Origin of the sequence: Niallia sp. Kr1 (assembly GCF_050389805.1) — a bacterium.
In the GTDB taxonomy this organism is placed as follows: domain Bacteria; phylum Bacillota; class Bacilli; order Bacillales; family Cytobacillaceae; genus Bacillus_BD.
Map to the genome: position 1 here is coordinate 2,438,196 of NZ_CP130945.1, position 15,850 is coordinate 2,454,045.

The following is a 15,850-nucleotide window of genomic DNA, read 5'->3' on the forward strand; positions in this document are numbered from 1 at the left end:
AAGACCTTTCATATATTGTTAAAAAAATAGATTTAGAATCTCATGGAGGTGTTCTCGATTGCAAATATTGTCTCGAAACCAGTTAGAAGCAACCATGTATGTTTTATCAAACGAGCAACGCGAATTTCTGAAAAATAAATTAAAGATTAAACGGAAAAGTAAGTGGCTTCAAATCCTTGCTACATATAAAGGCGTTGATATTACCGATCAAATGAGCATCGAGGAAATTGAGGAAAAAATAGAAGATTGGATTTTAGTCGATTTTCTTGATGGAGGCTATAATAAAAGACCATATAAATGTGATTGTGGACAATCACTAAGATTCCAATATATCATCCAAAACAAAAAAGAGGGCGAAGTGCGAAGATTAGGGGAGAATTGCTTTGAAAAATATCTCTTAATCCCAGCATCGGTCATCAAAGATGTTAAGAGTGGCATGTACGACATCAATTTGGAAAGAGATAAAATCCTAGCCAAATTCCATAGAAATTTATTTTTTCCTCTATCAAATTACTTACATTTAGATCTTCCATCAGACATCGTAGATCAATACGAAATCGGTTTACCCTTAACGGATAATCAAATTCATTTGATAGAAAAAATAAATGAAAGGTATAAAGAAGAAAAAAGATTATCTCACTTATTTGATCGGCTAAATGGTCCTCAAAAAGCATATGTTTCAAGGATGAAATCAAAAGAACGGCGAGAATTGCTTCTATCTATGGAAAATGGATATATAGGGGAATTAATTCCAGATGAGGATCTAGCGGATTTAGATGAAAGTATCAAAACACATATCCAATTAGGTTTGCCGTTGCTTAAAAAACACCAAGATCAAATTAAAGTATTCAAATTAAATCTGAAAAGGAATAAAATGTTGGATCAATTAAAGGAGAAACAGAAGAATGAGGGATTAGAATTTAATCGTAAAGAACACCATGTAATACTAGAAAACCTCAGACAGCCCCCTCATTACTCAATAAATAAAATGAAAACTTTGCCAATTAACGAGAAAATCGTCAAGCAAGTACAGTTGAATCTACCACTATAAAATAGGCATCACGAGGAAATACGAATGGCAAAACAAATAAATATCAAAAAGCTGTAAACACGGATTCCACGACTACGTTTGGCATGTTAATGGATTGGCACGTATATTCACTTCAAGCGAAAAAAAGAAAATAGCGTTACACCAGGATTTAAAAAAGATTGGGTGAAGTACAATCTTCAAAACGGGCGAGAATTTGAACACTGATTTTAAAAATGCTAGTAACTAATAAAGTGGATGGAGATGTGTATTTATAAGATTTGTATTCATAAGGACCCTTTGAAACAGGGTCTTTTTGTATTTATACGGTATAAAAGAGTGGACATGGAAACAGGGTGGATTTAGGTTTTAACTTAGATAGAGATTATACCCTTTTCTTGCTTTTATTCAATGAATTTTTATGATGGAAGAGTAATTTAATTTGGATTTATATCAAAATAAAAAAGGTTTGGTAATGATTGGATCTATTGAACTAGGGATCATGAGAAGTGGATGGCAGCAGATCTACTAAATAGTGGGTCATGGTTAATAATAATGAACTGGTTCATTAAAAGGACGACTTCTATTAATAGGTTTGAATGGAAGGTTGTCTTATATACGACCCAAGTTAATGGAAATACACTATATCACATACTATAGGGACAAGGAATCGCTGTCCCACATAGGTGACGAAAGAAGTAGAGTGATGTAGAATAGAATATGGAAATTACGGCTAAGTTAGGTTTTTTACATATTTTTGAAAAAATGAGCTTGCCTATCAAATGATCTGAAAGAGAGGCGAAAAGGGAAATGGGGGTCCGCTTTTGGATATTAGTCATCATGGTAGCGGTATCAGGATTCTCACAAGGTATGTTGCTCCCACTCATTGCCATTATTTTTGAACAAGATGGGATATCATCATCCATTAATGGGCTTCATGCAACGGGGATTTATATAGGAATGTTAATCGCTTCGCCTTTTATAGAGGCTCCATTGCGGAAGTATGGCTATAAACCTCTTATTTTAATAGGGGGATTAGTGGTCGTCTTGTCATTAGCTTTATTTCCATTATGGAAATCGATTGTGTTTTGGTTTGTATTACGATTATTGATTGGAATCGGCGATAATATGTTGCATTTTGGTACTCAAACATGGATTACGGATTTTTCTCCTATTCACAAAAGAGGACGGAATATCTCCATTTACGGTTTATTTTTTGGCCTTGGTTTTGCAGTGGGACCTTTAATGACACGTCTTGTCGTGTATCATGAATTTCTTCCATTTATGATTTCTTCCGCAATTAGTTTATTAATATGGCTAATAGTCTTTTTTCTGAAAAATGAATTACCAGTGAAGACAATGGAGAAAAATTCATTTTTTGGTACGTTTCGTCGATTCAAACAAGTATGGAAATATGGTTGGATTGCCTTTTTATTTCCTTTTACTTATGGCTTTTTAGAAGCATCACTAAACGGAAATTTTCCGGTATATGCGTTAAGAATCGGCATCGAGATACATGCTGTATCCATCATCCTTCCAGCATTTGCATTAGGAAGCATTGTTTTTCAATTACCTTTAGGTATTTTAAGTGATCACTATGGTCGGAGAAAGATTTTATTGTTTGCTTTATTGATAGGAATTGGCTCGTTTATTACGGCAGGTATTCTTCGTGAATCTGTAGTGGGTTTATTTATTTGCTTCTTTGTAGCAGGGATGCTTGTCGGTTCTACGTACTCTTTAGGAATCTCTTATATGGCTGATTTAATTCCAAGAGAACTTCTTCCTGCCGGAAATATCATGTGTAGTATTTTATATAGCATTGGTAGTATTGGTGGACCTTTTGTTGGAGGTCTAGTATTGGAGTATTTAAAAGGCGGACTCTTCTATACAATCAGTCTTGTTCTTTTGTTGGTTTTTATCCCACTTCTATTCTTTAAACAAAAAAATGAAACAGGGGGACGGTTCTCGCGTTTCATAGAAGATATCAATTCATCTATTCGAATGTGAGAATTTGCCCTATTTTTATCAGGGTTTAGAGTTAGGAAGCAGACTATCATAGACAAGTAGATAATCAGTAGTTGTAGTAGTCTATTTTGGAAATTTATAGCAAGTAAGAATATAAATTTAAAGGAGTTTACACATGAAATTAATTAAGGATATGGTCATTCAAAATAAAGCACCAAACAATAGACAAATTCTACTAAATTTGCAAAGGGAACCTAATTTAGGAATAGGGAAAGAAATCGTTTATATTTATTCGTTGATGGAGGATGAAATCAATTATCCTAAGCAAAAAGGTAAAATTATTTATATTGGGGAAGCGTTGAGGAATAAAGAGGCTACAGGGAAAAGATTTCAACATATTTTTCCGGATGATTCTACATCCAACAACTATGTTGGGAATTATACGATTACCCAATACTATAACTTAGGTTATAAACTAAATTTGAAAATTTATGAATTAGATACAGGTGAAAAACGAGAAGATATGGAACATATTTTATCAACTTTACACTTACAAAAGTATGGATCTAGACCCATTGCGAATGGCTCTACAGGTCAGTATTCTACACCAAAATATGTAGAAATGATATTTTCAGGCAATCAAAGATACTATAATCTCGTATAATAATATGCAAATGTGAACACTATACGAAAGAATAAGCTTATTTTTTAAAAAATAGATCAAAAAAACAGCGGAATACGCCCCTCCGCTGTTTTTTACTTTAAAAAAGGTGTTATTATTCAGTTGGTTGTTCTTCTTCTAAATCTTCCAAAGCATCTGGATAAATGACTTCACTAAATACTTCTTGGGTTGCTTCATCTTTTGTGGATATGGTTACTCTATAATTTTCAGGATCCGCTCCATTAAAAAGCTGATACATAGAACCTTGTAATCCTAAGCCTAATACAGCAAATCCATCAAAGCTGTTCTCAAATGCAGCTTTATCAACGACTAAAGTAAATTCCGTAAAGTCTTTATTATGGGTAATATCCTTGATCGAAGGATATTCTTCGCTGCTTTTCATTTCTTCGATTCCTTCATCAATCGATGTTCCTATATCCTTCATCATCTCTTTGTGTTTCCGTTTAGACATTTTATAAGTAAGAGAACCATCGTCATTCTTAGTGATTTTGATGTCTTCTTTTTCCATTTCAGCAATAACGGTGTCTATGTCCTGTCCCTCAAAAAAAGAAGCTGGTAGTGTTACTTCTACATTTAGAAGTCCTTTATCGACATTAAGTGATTGTTCTTCTGTTTCTTGTATTGATTGTTCCTCTTTGGTATCGCTTTCGTTTTTGTTCGCCTGATTTTGGGATTCATTCGTTGAACAAGCAGTAAGAAAGGCAATTAATAGTACAAATAAAATAAATGTAAACTTTTTTCTCATAATAGACCTCCACTAAATTTTATTTAGTCTTTATCGATATAATGCAATTATACTATTTACCAACCATATATCTAATTGTTTTTCCTTATATCAAAATAGGTTATCAGTAGTATTAGATTGCAATGACGAATCTTAGGATAGAGTTTGAAACTTAAAGAAAGAAGAGGGAGGACCAAAAGTCAATAATGACAATGGTTAGTGAAAATCGGATCACGAACGTTGAAACAGAAGAACCGTCCCGGTGTTTCAAAATGAAACAAAAAGAACCGTCCCCATGTTTCAAAATTTTTCCTTGACAGAATTTTAAATTAGTAGTAAAATTTTTTAACAAATAAAGAGATAGAGGTTTTCTATTGATTTACGGTTATTTTAGCAAGTAGTTAATGGGTGTCGTTGGCTGGTTGAAAAAGTAATTGGATCGAATAGAGCCGCTTATCCGCTAAAAGGGTACGAAATGGAAATGTTTTGTTTTTTTAATTAAATAGTTAGGTAGACTGATAAAAGCCTTAAGGGGCTAGTAGATAAGTAAACCGACAATGTTCAAGATTGAATTGACTGATGAGGTCAATTTGATCATTGAAGTTGTCGGTTTTTTTGTTTTATACGAGAAAGGAAGTTGAAACATGAACATCATAAATCATTACCGATACAACCAGCGGATAACGAAATGGGGGGAAGTCAGATGAGTTTTTCCCTGCCGATCTTATTTTTGATCGCTATCATGGTTTCATTGATTAGCTCTTTTATATTATTACATCCCAAGGTTTCCCTAGAATATATTCGAATTCACATAGGAATCGTTTCGATTCCTCCGATTCTTGCACTGCTCGTACTTATTTTTCAGCCTAGCCAGCTAATGTTGGGACCTTGGCGTTTTTCATCATTAACCTTACTGTTAGCCGTGTTTGTCCTAACCATGGGGCTCATTGTCCAGCGGTTCTCAGTGCATTATTTGCTGGGCGACCGCTCTTATCGAAAATATTTCTTTCTCTTGTCATTCACTACAATTGCTGGCTCTCTAGCCTGGCTCAGTGACGATCTTCGCTTGCTAATCATTTGTTGGGGAATCACGCTTCTCGGTTTGACCTTGTTAATGTTATTAAAAAAAGAATGGGCAGTAGCAAGACGTGCTGCTTCTTACATGGGCCGTTTGTTTATGTTGAGTTGGCTTCTATTATTAGTCGCGATTCTTTGGATGTCTGAGGCGACAGGGCATTGGCAGTTGTCACAGATGATGACAACAAATGGTTTAGCGGGTTTGGAGTCGTGGGAAATGACATCTATTAATCTTCTAATCATCTTATCTGTCGTAATTCCGGCAGCACAATGGCCATTTCAGCGTTGGCTATTAGATTCAGTTGTGGCTCCAACCCCCATTTCAGCGATTATGCATGCAGGAATTGTGAATGCGGGTGGTATCCTGTTAACCTTTTTTGCTCCCTTATTTAACGGAGGTGTAGCACAGATTATTCTACTGATCTTGTCAGGGATTTCCGTCTTAATGGGAACAGGTATTATGCTGGTTCAAGTTGACTATAAACGCCAGCTCGTCGGTTCAACCATTGCGCAGATGGGATTTATGCTGATTCAGTGTGCGTTAGGGGCTTATGTAGCGGCTATTATTCATGCAGTCTTACATGGTCTATTTAAATCAACTTTATTTTTGCAAGCAGGCTCTGCGATTCACCGGGATGATACTATCAAACATTCCGATTCAACCATTTCTTTTGCGGGGACATGGTCCGCTGTTGGTTTAGGAATTATGGCGGGAATCGGCTATGGACTCACTTCTCCTGATGAGGGGTATCGCTGGATCAGTGCCATCATTTTAGGTTGCTCTGTCACCTATGCTTGGAAACAACTAGTGGCTTCAGGGTACGGACGTATTGGTCGTCTCACTGGATTTACCATTTTTATAGGAGGATCGGTCCTTTATGGCCTCGTTCACTCAGGTTTTCACAGTCTGTTACATGAATATATTTCAAACAACATACAGCCGTCGTTGCTTTCAGTCATGGTTGTGTTGTTTATTCTCGTGTTCGGTAGTGGGGTGGGTTTCTGGCTATTGCGAAATCCATCTTCAAAAGCTGCTTCAATGGTTTATCTATGGCTTTTACAGGTAGGAGAACCCCATACGAATGTAGTGGAAAGCCATCCAAACTATTTAAGGCATGTATTGTTCCAAGGAGGTAAAAAAGGATGAATTCAGTATTATCACCAACCCAGCCATTCCAACAGGAAAAACAAGAAAAACATCTTGATTTTCATGTGAAAAAGATGGTAGGGACAGCAAGCAGAGTCATTGTACCACTAGGACCAATTACTGCATTTGCAGCCAGACATCCATGGGTCCATATGGAGCATCAATCGTTTGAAAAAGTCGCACGCTTTTTTAAGACAATGGGCGATGTAGACCTTTTACCAAACGAATCTATGATAAAAAAAGCCGTTGATTGTCATGAAATCAATATGGAATTTTTAGAAATAGAGCTTCAACACTGGCTTGAAGAACAGAATCTTCCATTACCAAAAGATGTTGCAGGGCAATACTGCATGGCGGCACTCCAGGTAGATGAGCCTTCACAGGACTGGAGCTCAAAACCAGAATGGATACACTTGAAGAAAAAATTAACTCGATATACTCCTAAAATGACTGAAAAAGCGGTTGTCCGTACATACAGTCAGCTTTTAGAAAATGAAGGGAAAACCAAATCAGCAACAGTTCTTAATTCACAAATGATCAAGTGGTGCAAATTATATTTAGATCAATCTCAGGCCGTTTGGTCGATGCCAAAACGCAAAGGTGGTTTCTATCAATCATGGAAAAACCTCGTTCAACATGACCCTGCTCTTAAGCCTGCGATCCGCAAGAGATTAAAAGATATGCCTGATGAGGCGGAACAAGCGCTGAAAGAAGGTTTACTTTCATTAGAAATGCCTTATACTAACATGATTCAATATCTAGAATCCCATTTACTTGCGCTACCAGGCTGGGCTGGGATGATGTTATGGCGTTCCCAGAACTTTAGTGAAGATAAAAACTTGTTAACCGATTATTTGGCGGTTCGTCTTTCACTGGAATGGGCTTTGGTTCAACCCTATTTGCCCGTCACACAACCCAAAGCGGAAAATAAACACACGCTTGATCAACTAGTGACAAACTGGTTTCATTGGGGAAATATGACTTTTGATACATGGTTTGAACTATCATCAATTGAAATAGAAGCTAGATTAATACTGTCATTTCGCTTTGATGAGATCGTTCGCCAACGACTTTGGCTGGAAGCGTGGGAAAAAACATACGAAGACCATTTGAAAAAAATGATAACTGCTCATTTTCATCATGAAGAAAAAAGGCAGATGGAGGATTCTGTACCAAACGCTCAGTTTGTCTTTTGTATTGATGTTCGGTCAGAGCCTTTTCGCCGCAAGCTTGAAGATTCAGGTCCTTTTGAAACGTTTGGTACGGCGGGATTTTTCGGATTGCCGATTGAAACATGCAAGCTAGGAAGTGAGCACCGTCATCCGTCATTGCCAGTCATGTTTCAACCACAAATAGCTATAAAAGAAATGACAAGAGATTCCGAATCTGTATCTTTTCAGCAGCGGAAAGGAGCGCTATCAGCAACAAGCAAGACGTTTAAAGGGATGAAGCATCATGCGCTTGCGAGCTTGATGCTTCCGGAGGTCAGCGGTCCGTTGCTGGCATTACAAACCTTGGCGCGAAGCTTTGTCCCACGAAAAACAGGCTCACTTATTCGAAAAGCCCGTGAAAATTGGTTGGATAAACCATCGACAGAGCTCACATTAAGCAGCACTGGGCATGATGATACCGAATTACCACTTGGTTTTTCTGATCAGGAGAAAGTATCATATGTAAGTCAAGCTTTAAGAATGATGGGATTAACCGAAAGATTTTCTCCATTAGTGGTGATTTGCGGACATGGTAGTCACTCAACGAATAATCCCTATTCTTCCTCTCTTGATTGTGGTGCTTGTGGAGGGGCATCGAGTGAATTTAATGCTCGAGTTTTGGCTTCTTTGTGTAATCTTCAGGAAGTGAGGCAAGCCCTTAAGTTAGAAGGGATCCATATTCCAGAAGACACGATTTTTGTAGCGGCTGAACATATAACAAGTACAGATGAATTACGTCCCATTTATGTACCAGAACTTTCAGTCAAGGCAAAGAAAGCGTATAATCAAGTTCGCAACATATTGCCTAAAGTACGAGAGGAAGTGAGTACAGAGCGCATAGAACAACTGCCAACGATTGGTTATAATGGTCAACATGCAACGAAGGAGACTGTAAGATTTTCTGAAGATTGGAGCGAGATTCGACCGGAATGGGGGCTTGCTCGTAATGCTTCCTTTATTATAGGAAAACGCGAGCTTACTAAGAGTTGTCATTTAGAAGGAAGAGCGTTTCTTCATAATTACGACTGGGAAAAAGATGAAGGTGGTCGTATCCTAGCCGACATTATTAAAGGTCCAGCCACGGTTACTCAATGGATTAACTTGCAATACTATGCTTCGACGGTTGCCCCGCATTATTATGGAAGTGGAAATAAAACCACACAAACCGTAACTTCGGGGGTTGGCGTAATGCAAGGGAACTCTAGTGATTTATTATCTGGTCTTCCATGGCAATCGGTCATGAGCTCGGATCATGATTTTTATCACCGTCCATTACGATTGCTCGTGGTCATTCAGGCACCTAAACGATTCATCGAAAAACTTTTAAAACAAGATCCTGCCTTTCAACAAAAAGTTCGAAACGGTTGGATCCGACTCTCATCGATTGATGAGTGGGGAAACTGGGTTCATTGGTCCTAACCAATGACTCAGTATTTTCAAAATATAATATAAAGAATAAGGAATGGGAATGTGTATGGTAAAAACAAAAGGAGCAACAGAAGCGGAAATTAGTCAGGCTTTAACACATTGGGAGAAAAATTATCTAGGAAGAGGTTCGGTGTCTGTTAAATCGGACATTTTACGAGATATGATCATTGTCAGCTTGCGTGGAATTTTAACGCCCGCTGAATACTCACTCTGTAAAGATAAAGAGGGGCTTTTATCCGTTAAAGAAAATCGGAACAGTCTAGTCGAATCCGGTGTAGATGAATTAAAAGAAATTATTCACACCCAAACAGGTTTTGAGGTCCTAAGCTTTTACACCGACCTAAGCACGCAAACCGGAGAACGCATGATGGTCTTCAAGCTCTCAGGAAATCTGCAGCAAGAATTAGCTTGAAACAGGGGGACGGTTCTCTTTGTTTCAAAATCGCTTCGCTTTGAGGACTATTCATAGATTGTGAATTTATGGGGAAACGGGAGAACCGTCCCTCTGTTTCAATTCCAAGCAAAGGGGGAAGATTTATGTCTTTAGAAGAAAATAAAAAGGGATTATTCATCGTGGGAATGGAACAGGAATTAAATTATGATTATATTTTGCAAAGATATGACTTACAACCAGAGGAGATTATCGTCATCGAAAGTGATGAAGTCGAAAGAATCCAACCTTTTGGTGACTTGATGAGGGATATTCTGATCCAGGTATATGACAAAAATATTGATGAAATTTTTATTGTTAAAAATCAAGAGGAAAATAGTCGAAATATTACGATTTCCTCGGGAATGGAGCAAACCATCGATCAGAGAAATAACATAACCACAGTTAATTATCTGTTTGATCATTGTCAACCGGAATTTCCAAACAGAACCCTACAAGAATGGCTGTTAGGAACGGAGGAGTCAATCGAAGAAAAACCAAATCCAATTGAAATCCTCCGATCACATCCATTAATACCGGCTTCAATTAACGTTAACTGCGGTGATGAATCGTGTGTATTAATGTGAAACAGGGGGACGGTTCTGCGCGTTTCATAATCCTCGTTTGAAACAGGAGAACCGTCCCCGCGTTTCATTACTTCATATACTTCTCAACTAATTCATAGCATCTTTCTTCTGTTAGGTTTGCTAGTACAGATACATATTCTAGATGTTCCTGTGTACCACCTTTAAATTTCAACGATGCTTCCAATGCACGGTCATCTCTATTTTTTATCCAATTTCGTTGTTCATTTCGTAATGCTTCCATCTCATCTGGCGGCAATTGCTTCTGTAACACTCCATAAATGTCGTTCAACCATCCATCCCAAATCTCCCATCGATCGTTTTCCACTTTTTTCAAAGCGAATGTAGATGAATCGGTTGCTTCCAAGTCTTCCACTTCTTTTTTCGCGTTGTTTAATTTTGTGAGATAATCTTCCTTTAGACTTTCTTCAGTATGTGTAGAAGCTGGTTCTTTTTCTTTTTCAGGTACTTTAGTTGCTTGATACTCTTTTTGATTTTCATGTTGCTTGTTTGTTTCGATGGTGTCATCCGGATTTTTGATAGCATCTTCTGACGGGTTACCTGTTGAATCTTTTTCGCGATCATTTACGTCGTTTTTCAATTCTTCCTCTTCAATCTGTGTTGCGTTGTTATTGGATGATATATTTTCCGACTGTGTACTCGTTTCATCAGATGGGTTTCCACAACCCGCCAAAATAATTAAGAAGAACGCAAATATGACCATTATGTATGAACGATTCTGTCCCACTTTACAACCTCCCTTTTTGAAAATCATACCAATCTTTCAAGGTTCCTCCAAGTTAAAATGTCGTCTATCGGATTGTCTTTATTTTTCCATGTTGCTGTTTTTATCAAAAAAGTAGGTTATCCATGTTGATGTCACAGCAATCTGATCAACTTTCTTAAGTAACAGTGTTAAGAATGAGTTTACTAAACGTTTACAAAAGTATGAATATTTTTACGGTATACTAATAGTAGTAAACGTCAAAGGAGAAGAATATGAAAAAAACTCATTATTTGTCCATCGTGGCTTTATTTTTCGCCTTATTTTTAACAGGCTGTTCAGAAGGAAAAACGTTCACGATATTATCTGGTTCAGAAAATGAATCCATTGAGCCGATCCTCGTCGAGTATGGCAAAAAACAGGGCTACCAAATCGAAATGGTCTATAAAGGTTCGGTTGATAGCATGCTAGAGTTGCAGAACAATCCGGAAAACTACGATGGGATCTGGCTGCCAAACAGCATGTGGATTCATATGGGAGATACCCATAATGTGGTAAAGCATGACAAATCTATTTTTACCTCTCCGGTTGTTTTTGGTATAGAACAATCCAAAGCCGAGGAATTGGGATTTACAAAGAATGATGTCATGGTAGATGATATTTTGCAAGCTGTCCAACAACAAAAGCTAACCTTCATGATGACCAGTGCCACGCAATCCAATTCAGGTGCCAGTGCCTACATCGGGTTTTTGTATGCATTGCTTGGCAACCCCGAATCGATGACAAAAGAAGACTTACAAAATTCCCAATTAAAAGAAGATATCAAAAAGTTATTCTCCGGCATTAACCGATCATCAGGCAGTTCTGGATGGTTAAAGGATTTGTATCTGAAAGGGGATTATGATGCCATGGTCAATTATGAAGCGGTCATCATTGAAACAAATCAAGAATTGATCCAACAGGGTAAAGAGCCATTATATGTCGTCTATCCTAAAAATGGACTCACCATTTCTGATAATACATTCGGCTATATTGATAACGGAAACGCTGAAAAGGAAGAATTCTTCACTACCATGCAGGACTTTTTATTATCAGAAGACACGCAGAATGAAATCGCCCAATTAGGAAGAAGAACCGGATTTGGCGGAGTCGTCAAAAATCCGGATGGGAACGTATTTAATCCGGAATGGGGAATACAAACTGAAAATCCGCTTGTTCCAATTAAGTTCCCGTCAGAGGATGTCATACAAGAAGCCTTGACTTTGTATCAAACAAGCTTCAAGAAACCTTCTTTCACCGTCTTCGCTCTTGACTTTTCAGGTAGTATGGCAGGAGAAGGGGAGGAAGAATTGAAAGAAGCCATAAGTACACTGTTAGATCAAAATAAAGCCAAAGAATACCTTTTACAATCTTCAGACGAAGATCAAGTGGTCGTCATTCCTTTTAATCACACGGTGTTGGCCAAATGGGAAGCGAACCAGGTTTCCGAATACAGCCGTTTACTAGAAAAAGTAGAAAACTATCAATCAGACGGTGGAACCGATATTTATAAACCAGTCATCGAAGGGCTAGAGTTATTAAGTTCAATCGATATCAACGAATATAACCCTGCAGTCATTTTAATGACAGATGGAAATTCATCCGGAGATATCTCCCAGTTGGAAAGGTATTATCAAAATATAAACAAAGATATCCCTGTTTTTAGTATTATGTTTGGCGAAGCGTCTGACGAACAGTTGAATGAAATTAGTGACTTAACAAGAGCGCGAACATTTGATGGAAAAGAAAATTTAGTAGAGGCGTTTAAAAATGCAAAGGGATATAACTAAGGGGGCAACAGGATGAGTTTTATCAAAGGTATGGTTTCAGGCGGAATAGGTGCCATTATCTTTCTCATCTTTTTATTTCTGCTCGATATTGGGTTACTGGTTTCGGTTATGGCTGGAATTATTTCATTTGCGGCCACATTATTAATCTTTCATTCTCTCTTTTCTAAAAGGATTGAAATAGAAGTCGAATCCGTTCATGAAGAATATTATCAAAATATTTTAAATGAAGGATATGAAAAAATAAAGTTGATCCAATCCCAAGTCAAGAACATCAAAAATCCGAACATCCAGAAAGATGGAAATGAAATCTTAGAGATTTGCAAAAGTATTTTTACAAATTTAGAAGAAGATCCGAAAGATGTGAAAGTCATTCGGCAGTTTTTTACGTACTATTTAGACGCCTTACTGACGATTTTTCAAAAATACAACAAAATTGCTAATAGTAGTTTGAAGGGTGACAAAAGAGTCGAAATAGATGAAAGAATGACTCAAAACTTAGTTAGGGTAAAAGAGCTGTTTCACTCCCAACTTAAGAAATTGCTAGAGGATCATTTTATGGACTTGGATACCGAAATTCAAACCTTAAATAAGATGATGGAAATGGAGGGGATTCGATCATGAACCAAAAACTACTTGGCGCTTCTCTAGGAGCCTTCATCTTAATAGCCGTCATCGTTGCAGGGATTTTGATTTATATCAATCAACAGAAAACGCCGGAAGTTGTAATTAATGGACTTGTTGGTGGTGAAAAAGTGGAATTATTTGAGAATGAAACTTTCAAGAAAATCGCGGAAGAAAAATATCATACGACGATTACTTATTCAAAATCAGGTAGCATCGAAATGGCGGATCGCGATGTCAGCGATCTGGATTATTTATTTCCTTCCAGTCAAATGGCAGAAGAGTTAATCAAGAAGAAAAAGGGAGAGTTCATTACAAAAAGCGAGACAGTCTTGAATTCGCCCATCGTTTTTATTTCATGGGGAGAAGTGGTCGATGCCCTTGAAAAAGAAGGCATCTTTCAAAAAGATGACAATACGTATACAGTCGATACCCCCACCTTTATCAGTTTAATTTTAGAAGGAAAAGACTGGTCTAGTGTGGGACTCCCAGATTTATATGGAAATATTTCGATCGTTTCGACTCATCCTTCTAAATCCAATTCTGGAAATATGTTTGCAGGTCTTTTAGCCAATATGGTGAACGATGGAAAAGTGGTGGATAACCAAACCTTGCAAACTGTCCTGCCAAACGTAACAGAATTCTACTCGAAACTCGGTTACTTAGAAAGTTCATCAGGCGACTTATTTGAACAATTTTTAAAAACAGGGATGGGTGCAAAACCGATTATCGTTGGCTATGAAAATCAATTAGTCGAGTTTGCCCAAATGCATGCGGACGAGTGGGATCAGGTCAAAGATGAGATTCGCATTGTGTATCCAACTCCAACGGTATGGAGTGAGCATCCAGTGATTGCTTTAAATGAAAATGGCGAAAGACTGATCCAAATTTTATCCGATCCTGAAGTTCAAGAGTTGGCTTGGAAAGAACATGGCTTTCGCACGGGATTAAGTGGCGTGGAGAATAATCCGGACGATTTAGAAATGGAAGGATTGCCAAAAACAATTCGGTCGATTATTCCGATGCCGACTCCAGAAGTGATGGACAGAATTGTTAATGCCTTAAAATAATAGATCTCTTGGGGGATTATGATGGAAAATGAAGTTCAACTATTAGATATTTTTGAAATAGAAATGGGTATCGGGACAGAGCAACAACAAAGAGTAGTTCAATTGCTGAAGGAAATGAATATTAAAGATTCCACCTTTGTCATTGGCTATGGAACCCATATTTTAAAGGAGATATCGCAGTTTTCGGATAAAATATTAAGTCATGTTACCGCCAAAGATAGTGGGGAAGTAGGCTCGATCGTTACTGAACTCATGCTCAAAATCAAAGAAGTTGATGGGGATTATTTAGTTCAAAAAGGGGGTCTTGCCTCCATTCCTGTGATTGGTGCCTTGTTTAACAAAGCGAAAAAATTCATTTCCCAATACGAGAAGATAAGCATTCAAATTGAAAAAATCACGGGTCAATTAGATAAGGCACAGATCCAATTAATCAAAGATATTACGATGCTAGACGGATTGTATGAGAGAAATAAAAAGTACTTCCAAGAGTTAAACCTCTATATTGAGGCAGGCCAGATCAAAGTTGAAGAAATTAGAGACGTCATCATTCCTTCCTTACAGGAAAAAGCGAAAGGAACGAATGATGCTAAAGTTCTGCAAGAATTAAACGAACTAACGCAATTTGTAGATCGATTTGAAAAGAAGATCCATAATCTACAATTAAGCCGGGCAATTACAATCCAAACAGCCCCTCAAATTCGCATGATTCAAAACAACAATCATGTGCTAGCTGACAAAATTCAAAGCTCGATTTTACAGACGATTCCCTTGTGGAAACAGCAATTGGTCATTGCCCTTACACTTGCACGTCAACAAAACGCCTTGAAACTACAAAAAGAAGTGACTGAAACAACGAATGAATTGTTGCTAAAAAACTCAGAACTAGTTAAACAAGGGTCGATCGACATCGCTCGTGAAAATGAAAAAGGCATCGTCGAAATCGAAACCTTAAAAACCACACAGTCCAATCTAATTGCGATCTTAGAAGAAACGATAACCATCCAAACCGAAGGAAAACACAAAAGAGAAGAAGCCCTAGTCGCACTACAAAAAATGGAAAACGAATTGAAGGCGAAAATGGAAGAGATGGTAAAGTGAAACATGGGGACGGTTCTGCGCGTTTCAAAACAAACTTTTGAAACAGACAGAACCGTCCCTCTGTTTCAATTCAGTGATTATTTTGAGCAAAGCTAACAGAGGAAATGTCGCAAAAGTAGAAAAAATCTTTAAATTTAATGTGAGACTGCTATAATAATAGTAAATAAATAACGAAACCCACTGGGGAGCTTTTTGCTGAGAGTGAACAAACTCGTTTGTTCAGACCCTTTGAA

Annotated in this window: 13 protein-coding genes; 11 read left to right on the top strand and 2 right to left on the bottom strand. The window is 37.5% G+C overall.

Annotation, left to right across the window (positions count from 1 at the left end; translation table 11 throughout):
• The first annotated feature begins 58 nt into the window (after nt 1-58).
• The 3 genes from Q5760_RS11805 (at nt 59) to Q5760_RS11815 (ending at nt 3,656) form a co-directional block, all read left to right on the top strand.
• Entirely contained in the window at nt 59-1,051 is a 993-nt protein-coding gene (locus Q5760_RS11805; protein WP_428912351.1) for a hypothetical protein, read from the top strand.
• A 786-nt stretch (nt 1,052-1,837) separates the two neighbouring features.
• On the top strand, nt 1,838-3,034 hold the full coding sequence (locus tag Q5760_RS11810; RefSeq protein WP_428912352.1) for an MFS transporter: 1,197 nt from the start codon (nt 1,838-1,840) through the stop codon (nt 3,032-3,034).
• 133 nt (nt 3,035-3,167) lie between these two features.
• Nucleotides 3,168-3,656 (top strand): hypothetical protein, encoded by a 489-nt coding sequence (locus Q5760_RS11815; protein WP_428912353.1) that lies wholly within the window; start codon nt 3,168-3,170, stop codon nt 3,654-3,656.
• Nucleotides 3,657-3,768: 112 nt separating this feature from the next.
• On the opposite strand, the gene Q5760_RS11820 is transcribed toward Q5760_RS11815, so the two are convergent.
• The gene (locus Q5760_RS11820; protein ID WP_428912354.1) at nt 3,769-4,419 is read right to left on the bottom strand and encodes a hypothetical protein; all 651 of its coding nucleotides are present in this window, start codon (nt 4,417-4,419) and stop codon (nt 3,769-3,771) included.
• Between the two features lie 682 nt (nt 4,420-5,101).
• Between Q5760_RS11820 and Q5760_RS11825 the strand changes: the two genes are divergently transcribed.
• The 4 genes from Q5760_RS11825 to Q5760_RS11840 all read left to right on the top strand — a co-directional run bounded on the left by Q5760_RS11825 (nt 5,102) and on the right by Q5760_RS11840 (nt 10,278).
• On the top strand, nt 5,102-6,622 hold the full coding sequence (locus Q5760_RS11825) for an NADH dehydrogenase subunit 5 (protein WP_428912355.1): 1,521 nt from the start codon (nt 5,102-5,104) through the stop codon (nt 6,620-6,622).
• Entirely contained in the window at nt 6,619-9,252 is a 2,634-nt protein-coding gene (locus Q5760_RS11830) for a DUF2309 domain-containing protein (RefSeq protein WP_428912356.1), read from the top strand. Before Q5760_RS11825 ends, Q5760_RS11830 begins: the two co-directional genes overlap by 4 nt.
• Before the next feature lie 55 nt (nt 9,253-9,307).
• Nucleotides 9,308-9,673, top strand: coding sequence for a DUF2294 domain-containing protein (locus Q5760_RS11835; RefSeq protein ID WP_428912357.1), 366 nt, complete (start codon nt 9,308-9,310; stop codon nt 9,671-9,673).
• 125 nt (nt 9,674-9,798) lie between these two features.
• Nucleotides 9,799-10,278 (top strand): hypothetical protein, encoded by a 480-nt coding sequence (locus tag Q5760_RS11840; RefSeq protein ID WP_428912358.1) that lies wholly within the window; start codon nt 9,799-9,801, stop codon nt 10,276-10,278.
• Nucleotides 10,279-10,345: 67 nt separating this feature from the next.
• Here the strand turns inward: Q5760_RS11840 and Q5760_RS11845 are convergent, their stop codons facing one another.
• A complete protein-coding gene (locus tag Q5760_RS11845) occupies nt 10,346-11,023 on the bottom strand; it encodes a lysozyme inhibitor LprI family protein (protein WP_428912359.1) in 678 nt (225 codons plus the stop codon).
• 251 nt (nt 11,024-11,274) lie between these two features.
• Here Q5760_RS11845 and Q5760_RS11850 point away from each other — a divergent pair, with 251 nt between their 5' ends.
• The 4 genes from Q5760_RS11850 to Q5760_RS11865 are packed head-to-tail and all read left to right on the top strand — an operon-like array spanning nt 11,275 to nt 15,617.
• Nucleotides 11,275-12,828: a VWA domain-containing protein gene (locus Q5760_RS11850; RefSeq protein WP_428912360.1), complete on the top strand. Its 1,554-nt coding sequence runs from the start codon at nt 11,275-11,277 to the stop codon at nt 12,826-12,828.
• Between the two features lie 12 nt (nt 12,829-12,840).
• Nucleotides 12,841-13,449 (top strand): 5-bromo-4-chloroindolyl phosphate hydrolysis family protein, encoded by a 609-nt coding sequence (locus tag Q5760_RS11855; protein WP_428912361.1) that lies wholly within the window; start codon nt 12,841-12,843, stop codon nt 13,447-13,449.
• The gene (locus Q5760_RS11860; RefSeq protein ID WP_428912362.1) at nt 13,446-14,519 is read left to right on the top strand and encodes a hypothetical protein; all 1,074 of its coding nucleotides are present in this window, start codon (nt 13,446-13,448) and stop codon (nt 14,517-14,519) included. Before Q5760_RS11855 ends, Q5760_RS11860 begins: the two co-directional genes overlap by 4 nt.
• Nucleotides 14,520-14,540: 21 nt before the next feature.
• Nucleotides 14,541-15,617 carry a toxic anion resistance protein gene (locus Q5760_RS11865; RefSeq protein WP_428912363.1) on the top strand — a complete coding sequence of 359 codons (1,077 nt, stop codon included), beginning with the start codon at nt 14,541-14,543 and terminating at the stop codon, nt 15,615-15,617.
• Nucleotides 15,618-15,850: the final 233 nt, after the last annotated feature.